Consider the following 19,457-nt stretch of genomic DNA (forward strand, 5'->3'; position numbering starts at 1 on the left):
ATTAAGCCGTATTTTTCGGGGTAATGATTCCACTATACCAAATCATACCCTATGCGTCAATTTTTCACTTCATCTTGCGTACTGCTCACGCTGCTGGCAGGGCTAAGTCCGGCCCAAAGCCAGGCCCAGTCGAAGCGTGGCAAAACGGCGGTTGTTAAGCCTGCCGCTGCCACTTCTGTCAACGCCAGTCTGCTGGGCGGTATGCGCTGGCGAAACATCGGGCCGTTCCGGGCGGGACGGTCACTGGCCGTAGCCGGTCACGCCGATCAGCCGCTCACGTTCTATTTCGGCGCCACGGGCGGCGGCGTTTGGAAAACCACCGATGGCGGTCAAAATTGGGCCTGCACATCGGATAGTACGTTCGGCTCTTCGTCGGTTGGGGCTATTACGGTGGCTCCGTCTGACCCGAATATCGTGTACGTAGGCATGGGCGAAGCCGAGATTCGGAGCAATATCAGCTACGGTGACGGAGTCTACAAAAGCACCGATGGTGGACAATCGTGGCGGCATATGGGGCTCAAGCAGGCCGACGCTATCGGCAATATCGAGGTGCACCCGCAAAACCCGAATCTGGTGTATGCGGCCGCGCTGGGAAATCCATTCGCGCCAAACGCCGAACGGGGTGTGTTCCGGTCAACCGATGGAGGTACGTCGTGGACAAAAGTTCTATTTAAAGATGATAGCACCGGGGCCGCCACGGTCCGGCTCGATCCCAGTAACCCGAGTATTGTGTATGCTACCCTCTGGCAGGCGTACCGCAATGGCTATTCGATGAGTAGTGGCGGTAAAGGTTGCGGCCTTTACAAAAGTACCGACGGTGGTACTACCTGGGCCTGTTTGAACGAAAAGCCAGGAATGCCCCGTGGTATGCTGGGTAAAATTGGTCTGGCCGTAGCAGCCTCGAACAGCAATCGACTGTATGCCCTGATCGAAAATGCGAAGGGCGGACTTTATCGTTCCGACGATGGGGGCGAGCATTGGTCGCTGATCAACGAAGATAAAAATCTGTGGCAGCGTCCCTGGTATTATATGATGCTGGGCGTTTCACCACAAAACGACAATGACCTGATTGTGTTGAACGTGAATGCCTTACGGTCGAAAGATGGTGGGAAAACCTTTGCCCGTGTTCCGGTTCATCATGGTGACACACACGATGTTTGGTTTAACCCGAAAAACCCGTTGAACTTCGCTATTGCCGATGATGGCGGCGGCGAAATTACTTTCGACGGCGGGCGCACCTTTACCGATATCGACGTACCCACGGCGCAGTTCTACCACGTCTCGCTCGACAATGATTTTCCGTATAATGTCTATGGGGCGCAGCAGGATAATTCATCCGTTCGCATTGCCAGCCGCACCGATGGATACAGTATTGATCAGAAAGCCTGGTACCCGGTAGCGGGTGGCGAAGCGGGTTATATCGCAGCCGATCCGAAAAACTCCAAAATTACGTTTGGCGGTGAATACGACGGGTTTATGTCGAAACACGATGCACAGACGAACCAGACTTCTGCCATTTCGGTCTACCCGGAAGGAGCTATCGGCGCGCCTGCTTCAGTGAAGAAATACCGGTTTCAGTGGACGTACCCCATCCTGTTTTCGCCGCATGACCCAACCGTACTGTATGCCACCTCGAACCACGTTCACCGCTCAACCGACGCCGGTCACTCGTGGGAGGACCTGAGCCCTGACCTGACGCGCCACGACCCCAAAACGATTGGCGAAACTGGTGGCCCGATCACCAAAGACATGACCGGCGCCGAGATTTACGCCACCATTTTCACCTTCGCCGAAGCGCCCACCGAAAAAGGCATTCTCTGGACCGGGTCAGATGATGGCCTTGTACACGTAAGCCGCGATGCAGGTAAAAACTGGCAGAACGTGAGCCTGCCCACAAGTCAGCTTCCCGATTATTCGATGATGAGCCTGATTCACCCGTCGGAGCACGTACCTGGAAAAGCGTACCTCGCCGCCAACCGGTATCTGGGTGGCGACCGGAAACCGTATCTCTTTAAAACAACCGATTACGGTAAAACCTGGACCAGCATTGTTACTGGCATTCCCACCGACGAGTATTGCCGGGTCGTACGCGATGACCCTGAACAACCCGGACTTCTCTTCGCTGGTACCGAACGCGGTATATATGTATCGTTTAACGATGGCGGAAGCTGGCAGAAAATGAACCAGAATCTGCCCATCACGCCCATCCGTGATTTGCAGATTCACAAGCGGGAAAAAGATCTGGTGGTAGCCACCCACGGCCGCGCTTTCTGGATCATGGACGATATTACGCCGTTGCGTCAATTTGCTCGCGAAGTACAGGCCGGCGAGGTACGTGCCGATAAAATGCGACTGTTTGCGCCCCGTCATGCCTACCGTATGGAGGGTGGAAATGCCAGTCGGGGTGGGGTGATGAGTGCCGGTGAAAATGCCGAAAACGGCGTTATGGTGCGGTATTTTCTGCCCGCAAAACCCACTAAAGAACTTCGTATGCAGTTTTTGACCGAAAAAGGCGATACCATCATTAGTTATTCGGATCGGAAAGACAAGAAGGGCAAACCGCTGACGATCTCGAAGGAGTTTTACGAAGATGTGAAGGTGACACGCGCCGGAATCATAGCAGCACAACCCGGTCTGAATCAGTTTGTGTGGGATATGCGCTACCCCGATGCCGCGGCGGTAGAGGGCCTGAACGTGATGTGGTCGGGCGATGGTATCGGTGCCAAAGCAGTGCCGGGTCGGTATCGGGTGCGTTTGCTGCACGGCGATTCGCTGGTAAGTGAGCAACCGATCGAAATCCGCAAAGATCCCCGCCTGACAATTTCTGACGCTGACTACGCCGAGCAGTTCGCGTTCATCAAAAAATGTAATGACAAACTGTCTGAAGCGCATCGAGGTATCAACCAGATTCGGGCTGTACGCTCAGCGGTGAACGGGTATCTGGGTGCGGTGAAAGACAGTACGGTGACGAAGAAGTTCACCACCGTCACCAAGCCCATGCTGGCTGAACTCGATGTATTGGAAGGTACGCTGATGCAACCGAAGGCCAAAGCGCAACAGGATGTACTGGCTTTCCCGATCCGCCTGAACGACAAAATGGCTGGACTGGCCTCTATGATGGCCAACGCCGATGGTAAGCCAACTAAAGCGGCGCACGTTGTTTACGCTGACCTGGCCAGCCAGATCGATGCTGCATTGGCAAAGCTGAAAGAAGTAACCGGCAAACAGGTACCGGCCTTCAATCAACTGGTCACCGAGCAAAAAATTCCCGCTATCGTTGTTGATAACAAAGGGTTCTGATTGCTTTTACAACCTGGTCGGGTGTTTCTTGCGGAAGCAGGTGACCCGCGCCGCGAATGATGTGCAGCCATGCCTGAGAAAGGTATGGCTGCACCTGTTTTGGCTGTACTGAAGGAGATAACGCTCTGTCCTGATCACCCGCCAGAATAGTGACAGGTACGTTCACCCGGTGCATGCGATCGGTAATATCGTCGCGGCTACCAACGGCGGGCCACGCAACCCACCCTTCGGGCGAGCTACGTAAATTGTCGTCTATAATAGTTTGTCGAACATCTGCTGAAATGGGTAGATTGGTAATGTTGTCGGCGGTTTTTTCGGCAGCTTTGCGTTGTTTGGCTGGCGAAAGGCCGGGCTTGTCGAGCATCTCTTGCCGATCTTTGTCTGCGATTGGCTCAGGGCCGGGCGGCGAAGGAGCTAGCAAGAGTAAGCTCTGTAAGCCGGGAAACGAAGGCGTTGCCAACGTACCTGCAGCTATAGCCAGCGCAATCTTTCCGCCCATCGAATGGCCAACCAACAGAAACGGTTTGTCGCCAACCTGGGCAACTAATACGTTGGCCACCGCCTCTGCTACGTCATCAACAGTCTGATGAGCGGATAGCGCCGGAGAGTCACCAAAACCGGGCAGGTCAATAGCCAGGCAGTGAAATTCCGTGGCCAGTTGGTCCAGCACTGCATCCCATGACCGGACGGAGCCACCATAGTAATGCAGAAAAATAATAATGGGTCCGGTTGGCTCTGGCGGGGTTCTGGTAAGGGTGTAGAGCATTTTTTTAGTCAATGTTTAAAGTCTAATGTTCAAAGTTGCTTTGCTGATCAACGTTTGGTCTAGTACTCTTCCAATCTAATTTCTAGACGTCGGGATGACAAAAGCGATGCTTATTCAAACAATTAAATTGGCAAAGCACTAATAGCGGAGCAACGTTAGACCTTGAACATTAGACTTTGAACCATTTAAAATTCCACCTTCAACTTCGCGGGCTGATCGGTGATTTCCAGCATTTGGCCGTAGGGAACAATGGTGATCTGACCGAACTCCTCCAGAATGAGCCTATAGGCATCGGCAACGGGGCGGGGTTTGCGGTCGAGGTCGTAGAGGCCACAGGCATTTACGCGGTTGTTTTCTTCGGCAAGGCCGGTATCCCAGTCAATCTGATCGATAAGGCTGTACCAGGTGAACCCCATTACCGGAACCCCGTCGCGCCGCATCTGCATGACGTTGATCCACTGCTTGTAGAGCCAGGTAGCGGCGTTTTCTGCCTCGAAAACGTTCGTCTCCGTGTGCATCACCGGCTTGTGATACCGGTTGTAATACTGCTTTGTAATCTGATACCAGCCCAGCACATCCATCGAACTCATCATCTCGCCGTTCGGTAGCTTAATCTTTTCGTTTCGACCGTAATAGTCGTTACCCATCACCTGATAACCCGGTGGCTGACCCGCCATGAACCACTCGTATTCCTTACGGGTCATGCCATTATCGAGCAGGTAAAGGCAGACATCAGCACTGGGTGAATGCGCATACAACAGATCGAGCGATAGAAAACGCAATTCGTTGTGTAACTTAATTTCTGCCGTGGGTTGCGAGCACACTTCATGGATAAATTCGGCGCTTTCGCTCTGCACAATGACCACATCGGGGCGCTGTTTGGCAATCTGCTGCGTACCCATGATACTGGCTGCCACACAGTGTTTCAGGGCCGTTACAAAAGCTTTGTCAGTTTTTAGCTGCTCATTCCAGATGCCGTCTTTAGCGCTGTGGCGGGCTGTTACATAAATCTCGTTGACCGGCGTGTAGAAACGTACCCACGGATACCGTTTGGCTACGGCAGCGCAGTACTCGGCAAAATGAATGGGTAGTTCGGGGTTCTGAAAATTACCCACCCAGTCGGGTACGCCGAAGTGCATCAAGTCAAGAATAGGGGTGATTCCCTGCTTCTTGATCTCATTCATGACCAGATCGGCAAACTCCCAGTCAAATTTTCCCGGCCCCAAATGAATGTTGTAATAAGGCAGGCCGTAACGCAACACCTTCAACCCCAGTTCTTTCACCAGGCCAATGTCTTCTTTGTAACGGTCGTAATGCCCACATTCGCGTAGCTGATCGCGCCGAACTTTCCCCTTCCTGATGGTGGGGTATGAACATTCGATGCCCGTGGCGAACATGAAGTTTGAGGGCGACCCGTCGGGGAGGCCATTGCCGTTGGAAGCCGTTGAGCCGCCGTACTGATCACCTTCGTAGTTGCCCGACCCGAAGTGTTTTTTGATGTGTCCTAAAAATTCCATGTTGAGTAAATCAGGTTATGACTGGCGAAGAAAATGGTCGGCAGTACGGAGTGAAAGGGCCATAATGGTAAGGGCAGGATTAACACTCAGGGCCGAAGGGAACGTAGAGTTATCGCTGATGTACAGATTGGGAACGTCGAATGATCGGCCGTATGCATCGACCACTGCCTGATCGGGTGAGTGACCCATTCGGCAGGTGCCAATCACGTGAGCCGATCGTGGAAAGGCCCAGACGTTTTTGGCACCCGCCGCTGCCCATATGTCGCGCATGACGCGGTCTGCATGGGCGTTCATCTTACGTTCATTTTCGCCGTTGGTAAAGTAGATACGTGGTTTTGGCAGACCACGGACGTCTTTTTCATCCGACAATTCGAGGTAATTGTGCGCATAAGGCAATCCGTCGCCGAGAATGTTGATGCCCGCCACATGATTGTAGCGGCTCATGGCGTTGTGCAGGGCCGGCCCCCAGAGCCCAATCCCGCGCGCTATTTGTTTTACGTAAGTAACCGGCATTACGCCAATAGATTGCAACAAATAACCGCCCGCAAAATCGGCAGAACCACCGGCAAAAGGGCGGTGCATATCTTCCGAAATCAGGCCGCCCGGAATGCCTTTGTAGGGGCGTACAGTCTCCTCAAATTCACCCCAGATTTGTAAGCCAGCGTGCGCCATTACGTTACGCCCTACCTGACCACTGCTATTGGCTATCCCATTGATCAGCAGTAAACGGGGTGTTTCAACGGCCCCGGCGCAGAGAAAAACGGCCTTACATCGCTGCCGGTAGGTTTGCCCGTTTTGTACATAAACAACCGCCGTGATCCGTCCCTGACTATCGCGCTCGAAACTGGTGACGAACGAATCGGGGCGAATCTCTGCCCCGTGCTGTCGGGCCAGGGCCAGGTACGTTACATCCATACTGGCTTTGGCTCCGGTGCTACAACCGGCCTGGCAGAACCCCCGATTGGTACAGGATTCTCGCCAACCCACACCGGGCTGGAAATATCGTCCCGACAGCGCTGCGTTGGCTGCCGGTGAGGTACGTATACCTACTGCCTCCGAACCGCGTTGCATGAGCTGAGCAGCTCCGTTCAGTGGGAGCGGAGGGAGTGGGTAGGCCTGGGTACGTGCCGGCCCCCAAGGATAGTGAGCCGGTCCTGAAACGCCCAGAAACTGTTCTATTTCGTTGTAATACGGTTCAATCTCGGTGTGAAAATCAACCGGCCAGTCGGCAGCAACGCCAAACTCGGTGTGCATCCGTAAATCGTCGGGTTGAGCACGGGGGGTATAGGCGGTAAAGTGCAGGGTAGAGCCACCCACGCCCGTTCCCGAATTATTGGCCCCAAAGGCGAGTGGATCCCGGCCCGCACTAAGACGTTCGTCGTTCCAATAGAGAAAGTTCTGCGCCCGCTCGTCGGTGGCATAGTCGGTCTTCGGATCTTTCTCCGGGCCGGCTTCCAGCGCCACTACCTGCTTACCTGCCTGAGCAAGGCGGGCAAGGAGAGGTGCGCCTCCGGCACCAGTGCCAATGATCACGGCATCAACGATGTCGCTTGTTTTGTAAGTACGTCCTGCTTCAGACGGTTCAGTGCTCGATAAAGTCGGCATAGGTAAAGTAGCACCGAAGCTCCAGCTTCGGTAGTAGTTTCTGGTCTAATGACTACCGAAGCTGGAGCTTCGGTGCTACGTTACAATTCGTTGGGCTCCCAGTCTTCTCGTTCGTTGAGACCAATTCGTTTCCAGCCGGGTTTGTCGGCCATGCCAACGTACCCAAACGTTTCCTGAACAAGGGGGTGGCTGTAATAAATGGATACTAACTCGGACAACAAATCTTCGAAAAAACGTTTTGGGGGCAGGGTCTGCCAAATCACTCCAGGTGCTGCGCCTTGCTGAATCTGCCCGATTAGTTCATCCTGCTGTTCTTCGGTCAACTGGTCGAATGACTGACCATATGCGGCTTGTGCCGATTCGTGAAAGCCCTTTATTCCCTGTCTAAATGCTTCATGGTCAGCGGGTAATGCATCAAATCGCCAGCCATCGCCTTCGTTGTTCGCCAGTCTTTTGTCAATCGGTTCAACCAGCTTCACAACGTACCCGGCATCGGGGTTTTGTGGAATCAGTCGGTCGGCAATTCGTTGCAGCGTGTCGGCTTCCTCGGGACTGAAAAAGCGGAGTGGCGTTGGAGACTGCGTGAGTCGTTGACTAAGAACTTCACGGGTCTTCGGGCTCACATGCTCGGTGTTCAGTAAAGCCCGAACGGTCCCGGCCGGGTAGTGGGTCGACTGGCTCATCCGAGTTTGCCGCCTGTTACTTCCACTAAACTACCCGTCATGAAACTACCGTCCGACGAAGCCAGCAATACATAGGCCGGGGCCAGCTCTTCAGGTTGTCCGGGGCGAGCCATAGCCACTTCGTATCCAAAGTTCTCAACTTCATCCATCGGCATCGTACCTGGAATGTTGGGCGTCCAGACGGGGCCAGGTACTACGGCATTCACACGAATACCGCGCTCGCCTAACTGAATGGCCAGCGACTTGGTAAAGGCATGAATAGCCGCTTTGGTAGCTGTGTAGTCGACCAGAATGGGGTTTCCGGTAATACCCACAATACTGCCTGTATTCACAATGGCGTCGCCCGGCTGCAAGTGGGGTAGGGCAGCCTGCGCCATGAAGAAGTAGCCGAAAATATTAGTCTCGAAGGTACGGCGAAGCTGCTCTTCCGAGATGTCTTCAAACTTTTCCTGGGCCATCTGGTAGGCGGCATTGTTGACCAGAATATTCAGCTTGCCATACTCATCAACTGTTTGCTGAACGGCGTCGCGGCAGGCATTCGACTGGCGAACGTCAGCCTGAATAACCAGGCATCGCCCCCCTTTTTCTTCCACCATGCGTTTTGTTTCGGCGGCGTCGTCGGTGTTTTCATTATAAAGAATGGCCACATCTGCGCCTTCCATTCCGAACGCAATGGCTACGGCCCGGCCAATGCCCGAGTCGGCACCGGTAATGAGCGCTACCTTACCGCGTAGTTTGTCGGCGGGTTTATAGTTCGATAAATCGCTGTCGGGTTGGCGTTTCATGTCCGCCTGACGGGCTGGATAGGGTAATTTCTCCCCTTTTATATCGTCGGAACTGGGACGAGATTCCTGGTTTTGCATACCGTTAAGGAAATAGTGTACGTGTTATCTGCTCAACTGGCAAAGGTTTGTGTTGGTTAAAAAGAGGCCTGAACGGGCCTTTTTTTGTACTTAATATAATTTTAACGGCGCTTTGTCGCTATTTTAATGAGTGAGAAAGAGTTTAGCCAATAATCTGCCCAAATCGGGATTGATTGCAGGGGGAGTTCATTGGATAAGTAGTCTTTTTCACTCGTTCTAATTGTGATGGATACCCTGTATTTTTCTGATATGAAAGTTCTGGTAGTAGAAGATGAGCCTAAACTAGCCTCCTTTGTGAAAAAGGGGCTCGAAGAGCAAAAATGCGAAGTCGATTTGGCCTTCGATGGTCAGATTGGCCGTACTATGGCGCTTGGTAACAGCTATGATGTCATTGTGCTGGATGTAAATCTGCCCAAAATCAACGGCTTTGAATTAGCCCAGATCATTCGGCAGGAGCAGGTACACACACCCATCCTGATGCTGACCGCCATGGGGTCTGTCGATGATAAAGTAGCCGGTTTTGAAGCGGGTGCCGACGATTATCTGGTGAAGCCCTTCGAGTTTCGCGAGCTGATGGTCCGTATCCGGGCACTGCATAAACGCGGGGCGGAGGGGGGGAGTGGCCTCAGTGTGTTGCGGGTGGCCGACCTGGAACTGGATCTGAACGAAAAGATAGCCCGGCGCGGAGGGAAACGAATTGAGTTGACAGCCAAAGAGTTTGGCCTGCTCGAATACCTGATGCGAAACCGGGGGCGGGTTGTTTCCCGCGTGGACATTGCCGAAAAAGTCTGGGATATTCATTTCGACACGGGTACAAACGTGATTGACGTATACGTGAATTTTCTGCGCAAAAAGGTCGATAAAGAATTTCCGACCAAGCTCATTCATACCGTGATTGGAATGGGTTATATCATGAAAGACGAGTGACGATCCGTGCCCGGCTAACGCTGCTATTTTCACTGTTGGTAGGTTCTATCCTGCTGTTGTTTTCGGTCTCGATCTACATTCTTTACAACCAGTATCGGGAGGTCGACTTCTATGATCGTTTGCGCGAAAAAGCGCTGACGATGGTGCGGGTACGTGAAGACGCCGGCGATGTAGCCAGTGCCGATCTGCCTGTGCTGGTTAGCGAGCGAATTGCCATTTACGGGCCGCGTAACCAGCTTATTTTCTCTGCTGGTAAAAAGCCAAATGTTGCTTTGTCAGCTACCCAATTCCAGCAAATTCGGGAGGGGCGTGAGGTTCGGCTAATGCGTCAGGATTTTGAAACAATCGGTATTCGCTATCAGAGTAAGGTGGGGCAAAAGCTGGTGGTGGTGGTTACAGCCTATGACCAGTATGGGTTTATCAAGCTGCGGCGGCTACGCGAAATTCTAGTGTTCGGGTGGCTGGCCAGCTTTTTCATTGTTGGTGTAGCAGGCTGGCTGTTTGCCTCCGATGCGTTGCGGCCGGTTTCTGAAATCATTGATCAGGTAAATGATATTTCGGCCACCAATATTCACGAACGACTCCATGTAAACCGAAAGCGCGACGAACTGGCCGAACTGGCGCGGACGTTCAACAACATGCTGCATCGGCTTGAAGAAGCTTTTGTGAGCCAGCGCAGTTTTGTTTCCCACGCCTCACATGAGTTGCGTACGCCCCTGGCCATCATGCGCGGAAATATTGATGTGGCCCTGATGCTGCCCCGTGATGTGCCTTACTACGAACAAACGCTGGCCGATGTGCTCGATGAAGTGCAAACCATGATCGACCTGTCGAACGGGTTGCTCGATCTGGCGCGTGCCAGTTCTAAATCAACGGCGGTTTCTTTCCGCCCCACTCGTTTGGATGAGTTGCTGTGGCAGGCCCGGACCAAGCTTTTGTCGACCAACGCGGCATACGTCATCGACATCGATTTTGAGAATTTACCTGAGCAAGATGACGACTTAATCATTGGGGGTGAAGAGGCATTGCTGCGAACGGCGTTTCAGAATCTGATGGAAAATGGCTGTAAATATTCTAAAAATGGCAGCGTAACCGTGCGTATCGCGTTTGCTCCCAACCAGATTCAGCTCACCTTTGCCGACACTGGCTACGGCATTCCGCAGGAAGCCCTTCCGCATTTGTTTGAGCCCTTTTATCGGTCGCCGCACACAACCAGCGTGGCACCGGGGCACGGTATCGGCCTGGCGCTCACCCACCGGATTGTCTTGTTGCACAATGGGCAAATCACGGTTCATTCTGTAGAAGGAAAAGGAACTACCGTTACGGTGCAGCTGCCGTCAACAACGGTGCATCGGGTAGCGGCAAGCGCCTGAAAAAGCCTACATATAGCCTGCTGAACAGAAATTTTTGCCCGAACAATACCCAAAAATCGCATTTTTCTGCTTTCCCCATTGAGCGGCCGAACGTACCTGAGCCAGCCTGATGCTGCTGTTTGTCTGCCAGTTCCTTACCCTTTTTTCTATATACTCTATGTATCAACGACTTATTCTGGTAAGCGCCTTGTGGCTTACTGTGTTTTTAAGCTGTGCACAGCCTCGGTCGGCTGATGTGCCGTCGGCACCCGGCCGCTGGTCATCGGCAAGAGCGAGTACCTGGTACGCCAAAGAACCGTTTTTGTTCGGTGCCAATTATAACCCGGCCAACACCATCAACGAACTTGAATTCTGGCAAGCCGAAACCTTCGACCCGGCCACCATCGACAAAGAGTTAGGCTGGGCCGAGCAGATGGGTGTCAATACCATGCGGGTTTTTCTGCACGACCTGCCTTATCAGCAAGACGCCAAAGGGTTCATCAAACGAATTGATACCTTCCTGAGCATTTGTCAGAAGCACAAAATCAGGCCGATGCTGGTACTTTTTGACTCGTGTTGGGATCCTCAACCCAAATCGGGCAAGCAGCGCGATCCTATGCCGGGCATCCACAATTCTGGCTGGGTACAGTCGCCGGGGGCCGATGCGCTGACCGATGTGTCGCAACACCCGAGGCTAGAGGCGTATGTAAAAGGTATTGTGGGCGCGTTTGCCAACGATAAGCGCGTGTTGATGTGGGATATGTGGAATGAGCCCGACAACACCAACGATAACAGTTACGGCGCTAATCATACCATTAAAACGGAGTTACCCAAAGACCGGAAAATAGCGATCATTGGTCAACTGTTGCCGCAGGTATTTCAATGGGCCAGAGCCGTGAAGCCGACTCAGCCGCTCACGTCGGGCATCTGGAAATCGTTTGTGGATGATTGGACCAATGCCTCCGCTATTCCCGAATTTAACCGCATGCAACTGGCCAACTCAGACATTATCACTTTTCATCAGTATGCCGATGCGCCCGCTCTGGAAAAGTTGATTGCCGGTTTGCAGAAATTGGGTCGGCCGTTAATCTGTACCGAATTTATGGCGCGTGGAGTGAATAGTAAATTCCAGACGCACCTGCCCATTGCCAAACGTGAAAAAGTGGGGATGATCTGCTGGGGATTCGTGGCTGGTAAATCACAGACATACATGCCGTGGGATAGCTGGCAGAGACCATACGTGAACGGCCGAGAGCCAAGTGTGTGGTTCCACGAAATTCTGAAGGGCGACGGCACGTTTTATGACCCTGCCGAAGAGGTCGCGATCAAAGCCGCGATGGGGAAGAAATAATAGGGTAAAGGGCTTCACCGGGCCTTGCCCGCTGGGACATAAAAAAGCCGCACTGGAGACCCCAGTGCGGCTTTTACTTTGATAGTCAGTGACCGACTATGCTTTTTTTGTTTTGGCAGCTGGCTTTTTAGTCGCCCCCTTCTTGGCTGGTGTGCCATCGAGAGTGTTGATCCAGGTAGCCAGTTTCAACGCATCTTCTTTAGGAACCTGCTTCATAGGAGCCATGGCAATGTAGCCTGGCCAGTTGCTTGGTTTTGGATTATAAATCAACTCCACAATCTGTTCGTTTGTGTAGTTGCGTTTGGCCACGTCTTTGTAAGCCGGACCAACCAAACGCGCCTCTACCTTATGACAGGCGATACAGGTGTATTTGGTCATGAGAGCCTTCATATCGTCAGGAATGTTATCCTGGGCCTGGGCCGAGAATGATGCCGACAACAGACCGGCGGAAGCAAGGAGGAAGCCGAACGCTTTTTTCATCGTAGAAACTTGATTGGCAATTGGGTGACTAAGTTGTATTGTCGAAATAAAGAGGAAACAAAGGTAAACCGGTGTTGGTGCTCAATACAAGCGATTACCGACTTGTTACCCCTGTAACAGTTATAAGACTGCTTTTTACCCGAAAAGTTTAATCGGAGTTGAAAATGAACTGAACGAACTTGCTCAGCCCGGGTTGGGTTTTGCCTCTATGACAACCTACGACTTCAGAACGTACCATACCCGGTCGATCAATGCCGCTACGGCCGAGGAACGGGCAGCTATCAATCAGGAGCTGAAAGACGTATACGCTAACCTGCCCGACGATGAGAAAGTAGCCTTCAACGAGCAACTTCAACGTTTCCTTGCCAGGGAGGTGGGCCGCCTGAAATCAGATTACGAATCGGTGAAAGGGGGCATGCAATGATAAGAGCCAAAAAAAGCTGGGTACGTTAGAGACGTACCCAGCTTTTTTACGAAAACAGGTGCTAATCAGTCTTTCAGGCTACTCAGGTACGTTTTGTTGCCGTTTTTATTGATGTAGTATTTACCACCGCGTGGGCCGGTCATCACCTGCTCACCGTTCGGGCCTTTCATCGACCGATCTACGGGGGCTTTGTAATCAGCGGGTGAGGCTTTTACTTCCTTCGTTTTGGCAACTTTGTCGGCTTTCTTCTCCGCTTTGTCGGCTACTTTATCGGCCTTCTTTTCTGCTTTATCACCCACTTTCTCCGCTTTCTTTCCAGCCTTGTCAGCTTTATCGACGGTGGCCTCTTTTTTAGCCTCCTTAGCTGCTTTCTTTTCTGCTTTAGCTAGTTTGGCGGCTTCTTTATCTCCGTCGTCTTTTGCCTTTTTCTTGTCGGCCTTTGCTTCTTTCTTGTCGTCTTTCGCGGCCGACTTATCCGCTTTCTCTTTCTTGGCTTTCTCTTTCTTAGGCTTGGCGTCCTGAGCAGGGGCCGTAAACGCAATCATCAGGCCGAGGAGGAAGGTCAGCCACAACGTGGATTTTTTCATGTGAATGGTTTGATTAAGGTTAACTCGTTCATTGGACGAAAAAGTGAGGGGGAAGTTGCCGAAAAACATCCAATTGCCCAAAGAAACAGTGTATTTCTGTTAAGTAATAACTACAAACTGTTTAAGGATACCAGTTAAACCGCCTGCTCGTCAGTTTGCGGAGCGGGTAAGCCGGTTGCTGTTGCTTTGCAGCGCTCACCTTTCGCCGACTCTCTGGTTTTCCGTATCTTTACTAGACTAAATTTTCGCTTTGCCACCGTATGTTAACAGGACAATCGCCCCTCCCAACTCGTCAGGAACCCACCGGTCAGGACCCCGTTTCGTACCTGAAACGGTACTATGGTTATGATCGCTTCCGGCCAATGCAGGAGGCTATTATTCAGTCGATTGTGAGTGGCCGGGATACCGTTGTGCTCATGCCGACCGGCGGCGGAAAATCGGTCTGTTTTCAGATTCCGGCCCTGATGATGCCCGGCCTGTGTGTGGTTGTCTCGCCGTTGATTGCGCTGATGAAAGATCAGGTAGAAGCCTTGCACCTGAATGGTATTGCGGCGGCATTTATCAACAGTTCGCAGGGCGCAAAAGAGATGCGGGCGGTGGAAGCCAACTGCCTGAACGGTACGATTAAGTTGTTGTACGTGTCGCCCGAAAAGCTGCTGTCCGAATCGTTCTACGTGTTCCTGAATCGGATGAAGCTGTCGATGTTCGCCATCGATGAAGCACACTGTATTTCGTCGTGGGGGCACGATTTCAGACCGGAGTATACGCAGTTGAATACCTTACGAAAGTGGTTTCCGAGCGTACCGATTATTGCCCTGACCGCCACCGCCGACCGCCTTACGAGGCAGGATATTTCTGACCGGCTCGATATGCGAGATCCGGCCGTGTTTATCGCCTCGTTTAATCGCCATAACCTGAGCTTACAGGTGATGCCCGGCACCAACCGCATTGGGCAGATCACCAAACTGCTGAGCCTGAAACCCGATACGTCGGGCATTATCTATTGCCTGAGCCGGAAATCGTGCGAAACGCTGGCGACGAAGTTGATGGAGAAAGGTTTCTCGGCCGCGTTCTACCATGCTGGTATGGAATCGGGTGAACGTGCCCGGATTCAGGAAGCGTTTCTGCGCGACGATGTGAAGATCATGTGTGCCACCATTGCCTTCGGTATGGGCATCGATAAAAGCAACGTGCGCTGGGTGATGCACTACAACATGCCCAAAAATATTGAGGGCTATTACCAGGAAATTGGCCGGGCCGGGCGCGACGGATTGCCCTCGCAAACGGTGCTGTTCTACAGTTTTGCCGATGTGGCCACCTATACGCAGATGCTCACCGAAAACAAGCCGGCCAACCTGGAATTGCAGTTGGCCAAGCTGGAACGGATGAAGCAGTATGCCGAAGCCAATACCTGTCGCCGCCAGATTCTGCTTTCGTACTTCTCGGAACAGCTACCCGAACCCTGCGGCAACTGCGACGTTTGCCGCAACCCCCGCGTAACCTTCGATGCCACAACGGTGGCACAAAAGGCGTTGTCGGCCATTATCCGACTGGGCGAACGCGTACCTATGAACGTGCTGATCGATGTATTGCGTGGCTCGCGGAGTAACGCGGTGATCTCCCAAGGCTACGATAAGATTAAGACTTACGGAGCCGGAGCCGATCTGAAATTTGAAGAGTGGCGCAGTTACCTCCATCAGCTCATTAATATCGGTGTAATTGAGGTAGCCTACGAAAATCACTACGCCCTGCGCAAAGGGTTATTGGCCGACGATGTGCTCTTCAACGGAAAAACGATCAGCCTTGTCCGGCCCGACGATGCCCCCAAGCCGGTGGTGGAAAAAGCGGCACGTACCCGCACCGACGGAAACCGCGACGAATTGTTCGAGCGGTTGCGTGTACTTCGCAAGCGCATTGCCGATGCACAGAACGTGCCGCCGTATGTGATTTTTACCGACTCAACGCTGGAAGATATGGCCCGTCAGCGACCCACTTCGCCCGACGCCTTCCGAAACGTATCGGGTGTGGGTGAACGAAAGCTGGAAATGTTTGGCACCACCTTCCTGACCGAGATTGCCGGCTATTTGGGAGTTAGTGTGGGTACGGCTTCCACGCCGGGAGGCCCGGATGTCCGTCGCCCGCGCGAAACGGCGAAGCCTAAAGGCACCACCCAACAGATGACGCTGGAGCTGTATCAGCAGGGCATGACTATTCAGCAGATTGCGCAGGCACGCGAGCTAGGGCCATCGAGCATCGCCAATCACCTGATTCAGCTCAGCCAGGGCGGATTTGATGTAGACCTGGAAAGCCTGATTACGCCTGCCGAACGCCGCGAAATCGAAGCCGCTATTGCTACGGTTGGCCTCGAAGAAAACCGCACCAAGCCCGTTTTCGAACACCTGGAAGGCCGCTACGATTACGGAAAAATCAACATCACGATTGCGTTAATGGGGCGATGAGAAGGTTATTTCTCCAGAAAATTACCGGACTCGATCAACGTCTGTTGACCGTCTGGCTTCAGAAATACATACATCTGGCAACGTACCTGGGTTTCACCCATCTGCACAGGTACATCGAGGCGGGCGTATTCATCGTCAGCCTGGTTTTCGATGCCTTCGTACTCGTCAAGCTGTTCTAGAATCGTTTCGTCGATCAGTGTAAATACATCGCCCCAAACGCGGTAGGGGCTGTCGGGTTCGTAGGTAGCGCCGGGGTACCAGCCTAAGTTGAACAGGCGACCAGGTACGTAGCCGTGACCAAGCAGTGTTGCATTTTTTCGCAACAGTTGCGCCATCGGGTTGTCATAGGTATTGCGTAGGGTGCCGTAGACGAATAGATGCATGTAAACTTCGTAAAGTAAACTGAGGTTGTACAAATTTGCGTCCGTAAAATTGTACAACATACTAACAGAGGAGCATGTAAGTAGTTAGCTTGTCGGATTTCCGGCAGAATTTACGCGAAAAACTAGACGCCGTGGTCAACGACGCAGATGTTGTGGTGGTAACCGTCCTAACAACAAGAATGCCGTGGTGATTTCGCTGCATGAATACAATGGCTGGCAGGAAACGATGCATCTATTAAGCTCGGAGCGTAATCGCCAACGACTGGCGGCCGCTATTGCGCGCGCTGAACAGGGGCACTACGAAGCGCATGATCTGATGGATGACGAGTAATCGTATGAAACGACAACTATCGTGGGATCCTGATGCCTGGTCAGATTATTTGTATTGGCAACCGACTGACAAACAACTACTAAAGCGTACTAATGGGTTGATTAAAGATTGCATGCGATCCCCGTTCGATGGGATTGGCAAGCCGGAGGCCTTGAAAGCCAATTTACGCGGCTACTGGTCATGGCGTATTACCGATGCACATCGGTTAGTGTACAAAGTAGATGATGAACGTATGCTGATCATTCAGTGTCGCTTTCACCACTAGTTTGATCGTTTCAAAACTCACTTCTTTTCGAAATCATATATGCATTCTGAAGAACCGCAAACCCGCCATAGTCAACGATTGCCCACGTTGCTCTCGGCGCTGCATATGCTCTATGTAGGCCGGGCATTGGCAGGTTTTGTTGCCGACGAACAGTCCCCACGCCTGCTGGTGGATTTAGGAGTGGTAGATACGACCATAGAAGCATTCACAGATGAAATCTGTGCAACCGAACTACTCCATGAGGCCGCGGTGCTGGTAGGGGATGTAGAGTAGGGTCTAAAGTTCAAGGGTTCAACCTCTAAAGTTGCTTCGCTTTATTTCAATGCGGAGCAACTTTAGAGGTTGAACCCTCTAATTTTCAAAAAACAAAGGGTTCAACGTAGATCCGCATTTATATATAGCGGAGCAACCTTGAACACTTAGACATTGGACTTTTGAACCAAGTTTATTTCACCGCCATTGCCATCTTCACGGCTTCGTAGGCGTTGACAATGCCGCCCGATTTGCTGAGGGTGCTGAATGGTACCATTGACCCACCGGCGCGGCCCGGCAGACGAACCATTATATCGGGTTTATAGGCGCTCTTCATCAGAATGTCTTTCACCTGAATGGCGGTCAGATTTGGGAAATACGAGCGAAGTAACGCCGCCACACCCGCTACGCAGGGAGCCGCCATGCTGGTGCCTGTCAGAGCCTGATAAGTATTGCGCGGCGTTGTGGCATCAATATCGGTGCCGGGGGCAAACAGATCCACGCGGGTGCCGTAGTTCGACGATGAAGCAGGCAGGGCAGAACCCAACCGACGGGTCGAATTGCCTACTGTCATATAATTTTTAGCGATGGTGCCGTTTTCGTACTCCGGGCGTGGGTACGTTGGTAGTGAATCAACGTTTTCACCGTTGTTGCCCGCCGCATGAACCAGCAGCACATCTTTCTCTTCGGCATATTTGATAGCTGCATCAACGGCTTCTTTATACGGCGAAAACCGCTTTCCGAAACTCATGTTGATCACCTTCGCTCCGTTGTCAACGGCGTAGCGAATACCATTGGCTACGTCTTTGTCGCGTTCGTCGCCGCCACTTGGGACCACGCCAACCATCATCAAGCGTACGTTGTCGGCTACACCGTCGACGCCAGTGCCGTTGCCCCGTTTTGCGCCAATGATACCGGCTACGTGGGTGCCGTGCATGGCCAGTTCTTCCGAATTGCCAATAATCAGTTTAGGGCTTCCGTAAAAGCGCTCATTCGGATTGTTCGGGTCATCGCCAACAGCTTTACGTGCGCTTGTGGGCGGTGTTTCGCCGCCAACGTCAGAAAGCACAAGCGGTTTCAGTTGACCGTACACCATTTTGACGCGGGTGATCAGGTTATCGAACGTACCTGCCTGTGGCGAGAAAATTTCGGTCAGCAGGTTTTTGGCGCCTAAAGCGGCTGTGTCTGTACCCGTTTGGGCGCTGGTAATACTTTCGCGCTCAAACGGCTTGCCGACCAGCAGTTTAGCCATAGCATCCATGCCTCGGCCGTAGGTAACCGAATCGCGCACAAGTACGCGCAATGAGTTGGCGCGGGCGTTGGTAATCTGATACCTTCCTTTTGCTTGTTGGTAAATGGCGTACTGCTTTTTCTCAGCAGCCGATAATTTAGTAGTATCGGCTTTCTCAAATTTAGCACCCCATTCCGTCGTGATCTGCCCTACTTCGTCCAAGTCGGCTTCATAGGTCGTGCCGTCTTTGGCACCCATGAAATTCCAGCCGTTTATATCATCGACGTACCCGTTTTTATCATCGTCTGCGTTATTGCCGGGTGTTTCTCTTGGGTTTTTCCAGATCACATCACGCAGGTCTTCATGCGCAAGATCGATTCCGGAATCGACTACGCCGACAGTAACGGGAACCGATTTGCGGCCTTTCAGCAGTTGGTACGCTTTATCGAGACTGATGCCGGGAATAGAATCGGTGGCGGGATCTTTATACGACCACTGGTTGAACCTCGTGGATGGATTGAGCGATTGCGCCGCCCCGCAGATAGGCAGGCTGAGGCTGGCCATCATGGCCAGCGCTAAAGGCCCGGAGAGTGATGTTTTTTTCATTACCCTAAATAACGCTGAAATCCTCGTTTATGTGTAGTCACTTACAGGTTATAGCAAGAGTAAATCTATTTTAGA

Annotated in this window: 18 protein-coding genes; 9 read left to right on the forward strand and 9 right to left on the reverse strand. The window is 52.4% G+C overall.

Annotation, left to right across the window (positions count from 1 at the left end; genetic code table 11):
* Window positions 1-51: 51 nt before the first annotated feature.
* A complete protein-coding gene (locus tag ACAW87_RS09855) occupies window positions 52-3,300 on the forward strand; it encodes a WD40/YVTN/BNR-like repeat-containing protein (RefSeq protein ID WP_370723207.1) in 3,249 nt (1,082 codons plus the stop codon).
* On the opposite strand, the gene ACAW87_RS09860 is transcribed toward ACAW87_RS09855, so the two are convergent.
* The 5 genes from ACAW87_RS09860 to ACAW87_RS09880 all read right to left on the reverse strand — a co-directional run bounded on the left by ACAW87_RS09860 (window position 3,272) and on the right by ACAW87_RS09880 (window position 8,734).
* Complete coding sequence (locus ACAW87_RS09860) at window positions 3,272-4,066, reverse strand: alpha/beta fold hydrolase (RefSeq protein WP_370723208.1); 795 nt, start codon at window positions 4,064-4,066, stop codon at window positions 3,272-3,274. The genes ACAW87_RS09855 and ACAW87_RS09860 overlap by 29 nt on opposite strands.
* 185 nt (window positions 4,067-4,251) lie before the next feature.
* Window positions 4,252-5,583: a family 1 glycosylhydrolase gene (locus tag ACAW87_RS09865; RefSeq protein ID WP_370723209.1), complete on the reverse strand. Its 1,332-nt coding sequence runs from the start codon at window positions 5,581-5,583 to the stop codon at window positions 4,252-4,254.
* A 15-nt stretch (window positions 5,584-5,598) separates the two neighbouring features.
* Window positions 5,599-7,188, reverse strand: a complete 1,590-nt coding sequence (locus tag ACAW87_RS09870) for a GMC family oxidoreductase (protein ID WP_370723210.1) — start codon at window positions 7,186-7,188, stop codon at window positions 5,599-5,601.
* An 80-nt stretch (window positions 7,189-7,268) separates the two neighbouring features.
* Complete coding sequence (locus tag ACAW87_RS09875; RefSeq protein ID WP_370723211.1) at window positions 7,269-7,871, reverse strand: gluconate 2-dehydrogenase subunit 3 family protein; 603 nt, start codon at window positions 7,869-7,871, stop codon at window positions 7,269-7,271.
* Window positions 7,868-8,734 (reverse strand): SDR family oxidoreductase, encoded by an 867-nt coding sequence (locus tag ACAW87_RS09880; protein WP_370723212.1) that lies wholly within the window; start codon window positions 8,732-8,734, stop codon window positions 7,868-7,870. The genes ACAW87_RS09875 and ACAW87_RS09880 overlap by 4 nt, the downstream gene beginning before the upstream one ends.
* Window positions 8,735-8,983: 249 nt before the next feature.
* On the opposite strand from ACAW87_RS09880, the gene ACAW87_RS09885 reads away from it, so the two are divergent.
* The 3 genes from ACAW87_RS09885 to ACAW87_RS09895 all read left to right on the forward strand — a co-directional run bounded on the left by ACAW87_RS09885 (window position 8,984) and on the right by ACAW87_RS09895 (window position 12,364).
* Window positions 8,984-9,661, forward strand: a complete 678-nt coding sequence (locus ACAW87_RS09885) for a response regulator (RefSeq protein WP_370723213.1) — start codon at window positions 8,984-8,986, stop codon at window positions 9,659-9,661.
* Window positions 9,658-11,034 carry a sensor histidine kinase gene (locus tag ACAW87_RS09890; protein WP_370723214.1) on the forward strand — a complete coding sequence of 459 codons (1,377 nt, stop codon included), beginning with the start codon at window positions 9,658-9,660 and terminating at the stop codon, window positions 11,032-11,034. Before ACAW87_RS09885 ends, ACAW87_RS09890 begins: the two co-directional genes overlap by 4 nt.
* 157 nt (window positions 11,035-11,191) lie before the next feature.
* Window positions 11,192-12,364: a cellulase family glycosylhydrolase gene (locus ACAW87_RS09895; RefSeq protein WP_370723215.1), complete on the forward strand. Its 1,173-nt coding sequence runs from the start codon at window positions 11,192-11,194 to the stop codon at window positions 12,362-12,364.
* Window positions 12,365-12,460: 96 nt separating this feature from the next.
* Here ACAW87_RS09895 and ACAW87_RS09900 read toward each other — a convergent pair whose 3' ends face one another.
* Complete coding sequence (locus ACAW87_RS09900) at window positions 12,461-12,844, reverse strand: c-type cytochrome (protein WP_370723216.1); 384 nt, start codon at window positions 12,842-12,844, stop codon at window positions 12,461-12,463.
* 208 nt (window positions 12,845-13,052) lie between these two features.
* On the opposite strand from ACAW87_RS09900, the gene ACAW87_RS09905 reads away from it, so the two are divergent.
* The gene (locus tag ACAW87_RS09905; protein WP_370723217.1) at window positions 13,053-13,268 is read left to right on the forward strand and encodes a hypothetical protein; all 216 of its coding nucleotides are present in this window, start codon (window positions 13,053-13,055) and stop codon (window positions 13,266-13,268) included.
* A gap of 65 nt (window positions 13,269-13,333) precedes the next feature.
* On the opposite strand, the gene ACAW87_RS09910 is transcribed toward ACAW87_RS09905, so the two are convergent.
* Complete coding sequence (locus ACAW87_RS09910) at window positions 13,334-13,855, reverse strand: hypothetical protein (RefSeq protein WP_370723218.1); 522 nt, start codon at window positions 13,853-13,855, stop codon at window positions 13,334-13,336.
* Between the two features lie 260 nt (window positions 13,856-14,115).
* Between ACAW87_RS09910 and recQ the strand changes: the two genes are divergently transcribed.
* Window positions 14,116-16,314, forward strand: coding sequence for a DNA helicase RecQ (gene recQ / locus ACAW87_RS09915; RefSeq protein WP_370723219.1), 2,199 nt, complete (start codon window positions 14,116-14,118; stop codon window positions 16,312-16,314).
* A 5-nt stretch (window positions 16,315-16,319) separates the two neighbouring features.
* Here the strand turns inward: recQ and ACAW87_RS09920 are convergent, their stop codons facing one another.
* Window positions 16,320-16,697: a gamma-glutamylcyclotransferase family protein gene (locus ACAW87_RS09920; RefSeq protein WP_370723220.1), complete on the reverse strand. Its 378-nt coding sequence runs from the start codon at window positions 16,695-16,697 to the stop codon at window positions 16,320-16,322.
* Between the two features lie 187 nt (window positions 16,698-16,884).
* On the opposite strand from ACAW87_RS09920, the gene ACAW87_RS09925 reads away from it, so the two are divergent.
* Genes ACAW87_RS09925 through ACAW87_RS09935 form a run of 3 tightly spaced genes read left to right on the forward strand, consistent with a single transcriptional unit; the run spans window position 16,885 to window position 17,566 of the window.
* Window positions 16,885-17,028 (forward strand): type II toxin-antitoxin system Phd/YefM family antitoxin, encoded by a 144-nt coding sequence (locus tag ACAW87_RS09925; RefSeq protein ID WP_370723221.1) that lies wholly within the window; start codon window positions 16,885-16,887, stop codon window positions 17,026-17,028.
* A gap of 4 nt (window positions 17,029-17,032) precedes the next feature.
* On the forward strand, window positions 17,033-17,293 hold the full coding sequence (locus ACAW87_RS09930; RefSeq protein ID WP_370723222.1) for a Txe/YoeB family addiction module toxin: 261 nt from the start codon (window positions 17,033-17,035) through the stop codon (window positions 17,291-17,293).
* A 39-nt stretch (window positions 17,294-17,332) separates the two neighbouring features.
* Complete coding sequence (locus ACAW87_RS09935; protein ID WP_370723223.1) at window positions 17,333-17,566, forward strand: hypothetical protein; 234 nt, start codon at window positions 17,333-17,335, stop codon at window positions 17,564-17,566.
* Window positions 17,567-17,738: 172 nt separating this feature from the next.
* Here ACAW87_RS09935 and ACAW87_RS09940 read toward each other — a convergent pair whose 3' ends face one another.
* Entirely contained in the window at window positions 17,739-19,382 is a 1,644-nt protein-coding gene (locus ACAW87_RS09940) for a S8 family serine peptidase (RefSeq protein WP_370723224.1), read from the reverse strand.
* Window positions 19,383-19,457: the final 75 nt, after the last annotated feature.

Origin of the sequence: Fibrella aquatica (assembly GCF_041321135.1) — a bacterium.
Lineage (GTDB): Bacteria > Bacteroidota > Bacteroidia > Cytophagales > Spirosomataceae > Fibrella > Fibrella aquatica.

What these genes read in the sequence shown, in the direction of transcription:
- ACAW87_RS09855 (WP_370723207.1), top strand. Translation starts at nt 52, where the DNA reads ATGCGTCAATTTTTCACTTCATCTTGCGTACTGCTCACGCTGCTGGCA.
- ACAW87_RS09860 (WP_370723208.1), bottom strand. Translation starts at nt 4,066, where the DNA reads ATGCTCTACACCCTTACCAGAACCCCGCCAGAGCCAACCGGACCCATT.
- ACAW87_RS09865 (WP_370723209.1), bottom strand. Translation starts at nt 5,583, where the DNA reads ATGGAATTTTTAGGACACATCAAAAAACACTTCGGGTCGGGCAACTAC.
- ACAW87_RS09870 (WP_370723210.1), bottom strand. Translation starts at nt 7,188, where the DNA reads ATGCCGACTTTATCGAGCACTGAACCGTCTGAAGCAGGACGTACTTAC.
- ACAW87_RS09875 (WP_370723211.1), bottom strand. Translation starts at nt 7,871, where the DNA reads ATGAGCCAGTCGACCCACTACCCGGCCGGGACCGTTCGGGCTTTACTG.
- ACAW87_RS09880 (WP_370723212.1), bottom strand. Translation starts at nt 8,734, where the DNA reads ATGCAAAACCAGGAATCTCGTCCCAGTTCCGACGATATAAAAGGGGAG.
- ACAW87_RS09885 (WP_370723213.1), top strand. Translation starts at nt 8,984, where the DNA reads ATGAAAGTTCTGGTAGTAGAAGATGAGCCTAAACTAGCCTCCTTTGTG.
- ACAW87_RS09895 (WP_370723215.1), top strand. Translation starts at nt 11,192, where the DNA reads ATGTATCAACGACTTATTCTGGTAAGCGCCTTGTGGCTTACTGTGTTT.
- ACAW87_RS09900 (WP_370723216.1), bottom strand. Translation starts at nt 12,844, where the DNA reads ATGAAAAAAGCGTTCGGCTTCCTCCTTGCTTCCGCCGGTCTGTTGTCG.
- ACAW87_RS09905 (WP_370723217.1), top strand. Translation starts at nt 13,053, where the DNA reads ATGACAACCTACGACTTCAGAACGTACCATACCCGGTCGATCAATGCC.
- ACAW87_RS09910 (WP_370723218.1), bottom strand. Translation starts at nt 13,855, where the DNA reads ATGAAAAAATCCACGTTGTGGCTGACCTTCCTCCTCGGCCTGATGATT.
- recQ (WP_370723219.1), top strand. Translation starts at nt 14,116, where the DNA reads ATGTTAACAGGACAATCGCCCCTCCCAACTCGTCAGGAACCCACCGGT.
- ACAW87_RS09920 (WP_370723220.1), bottom strand. Translation starts at nt 16,697, where the DNA reads ATGCATCTATTCGTCTACGGCACCCTACGCAATACCTATGACAACCCG.
- ACAW87_RS09930 (WP_370723222.1), top strand. Translation starts at nt 17,033, where the DNA reads ATGAAACGACAACTATCGTGGGATCCTGATGCCTGGTCAGATTATTTG.
- ACAW87_RS09935 (WP_370723223.1), top strand. Translation starts at nt 17,333, where the DNA reads ATGCATTCTGAAGAACCGCAAACCCGCCATAGTCAACGATTGCCCACG.
- ACAW87_RS09940 (WP_370723224.1), bottom strand. Translation starts at nt 19,382, where the DNA reads ATGAAAAAAACATCACTCTCCGGGCCTTTAGCGCTGGCCATGATGGCC.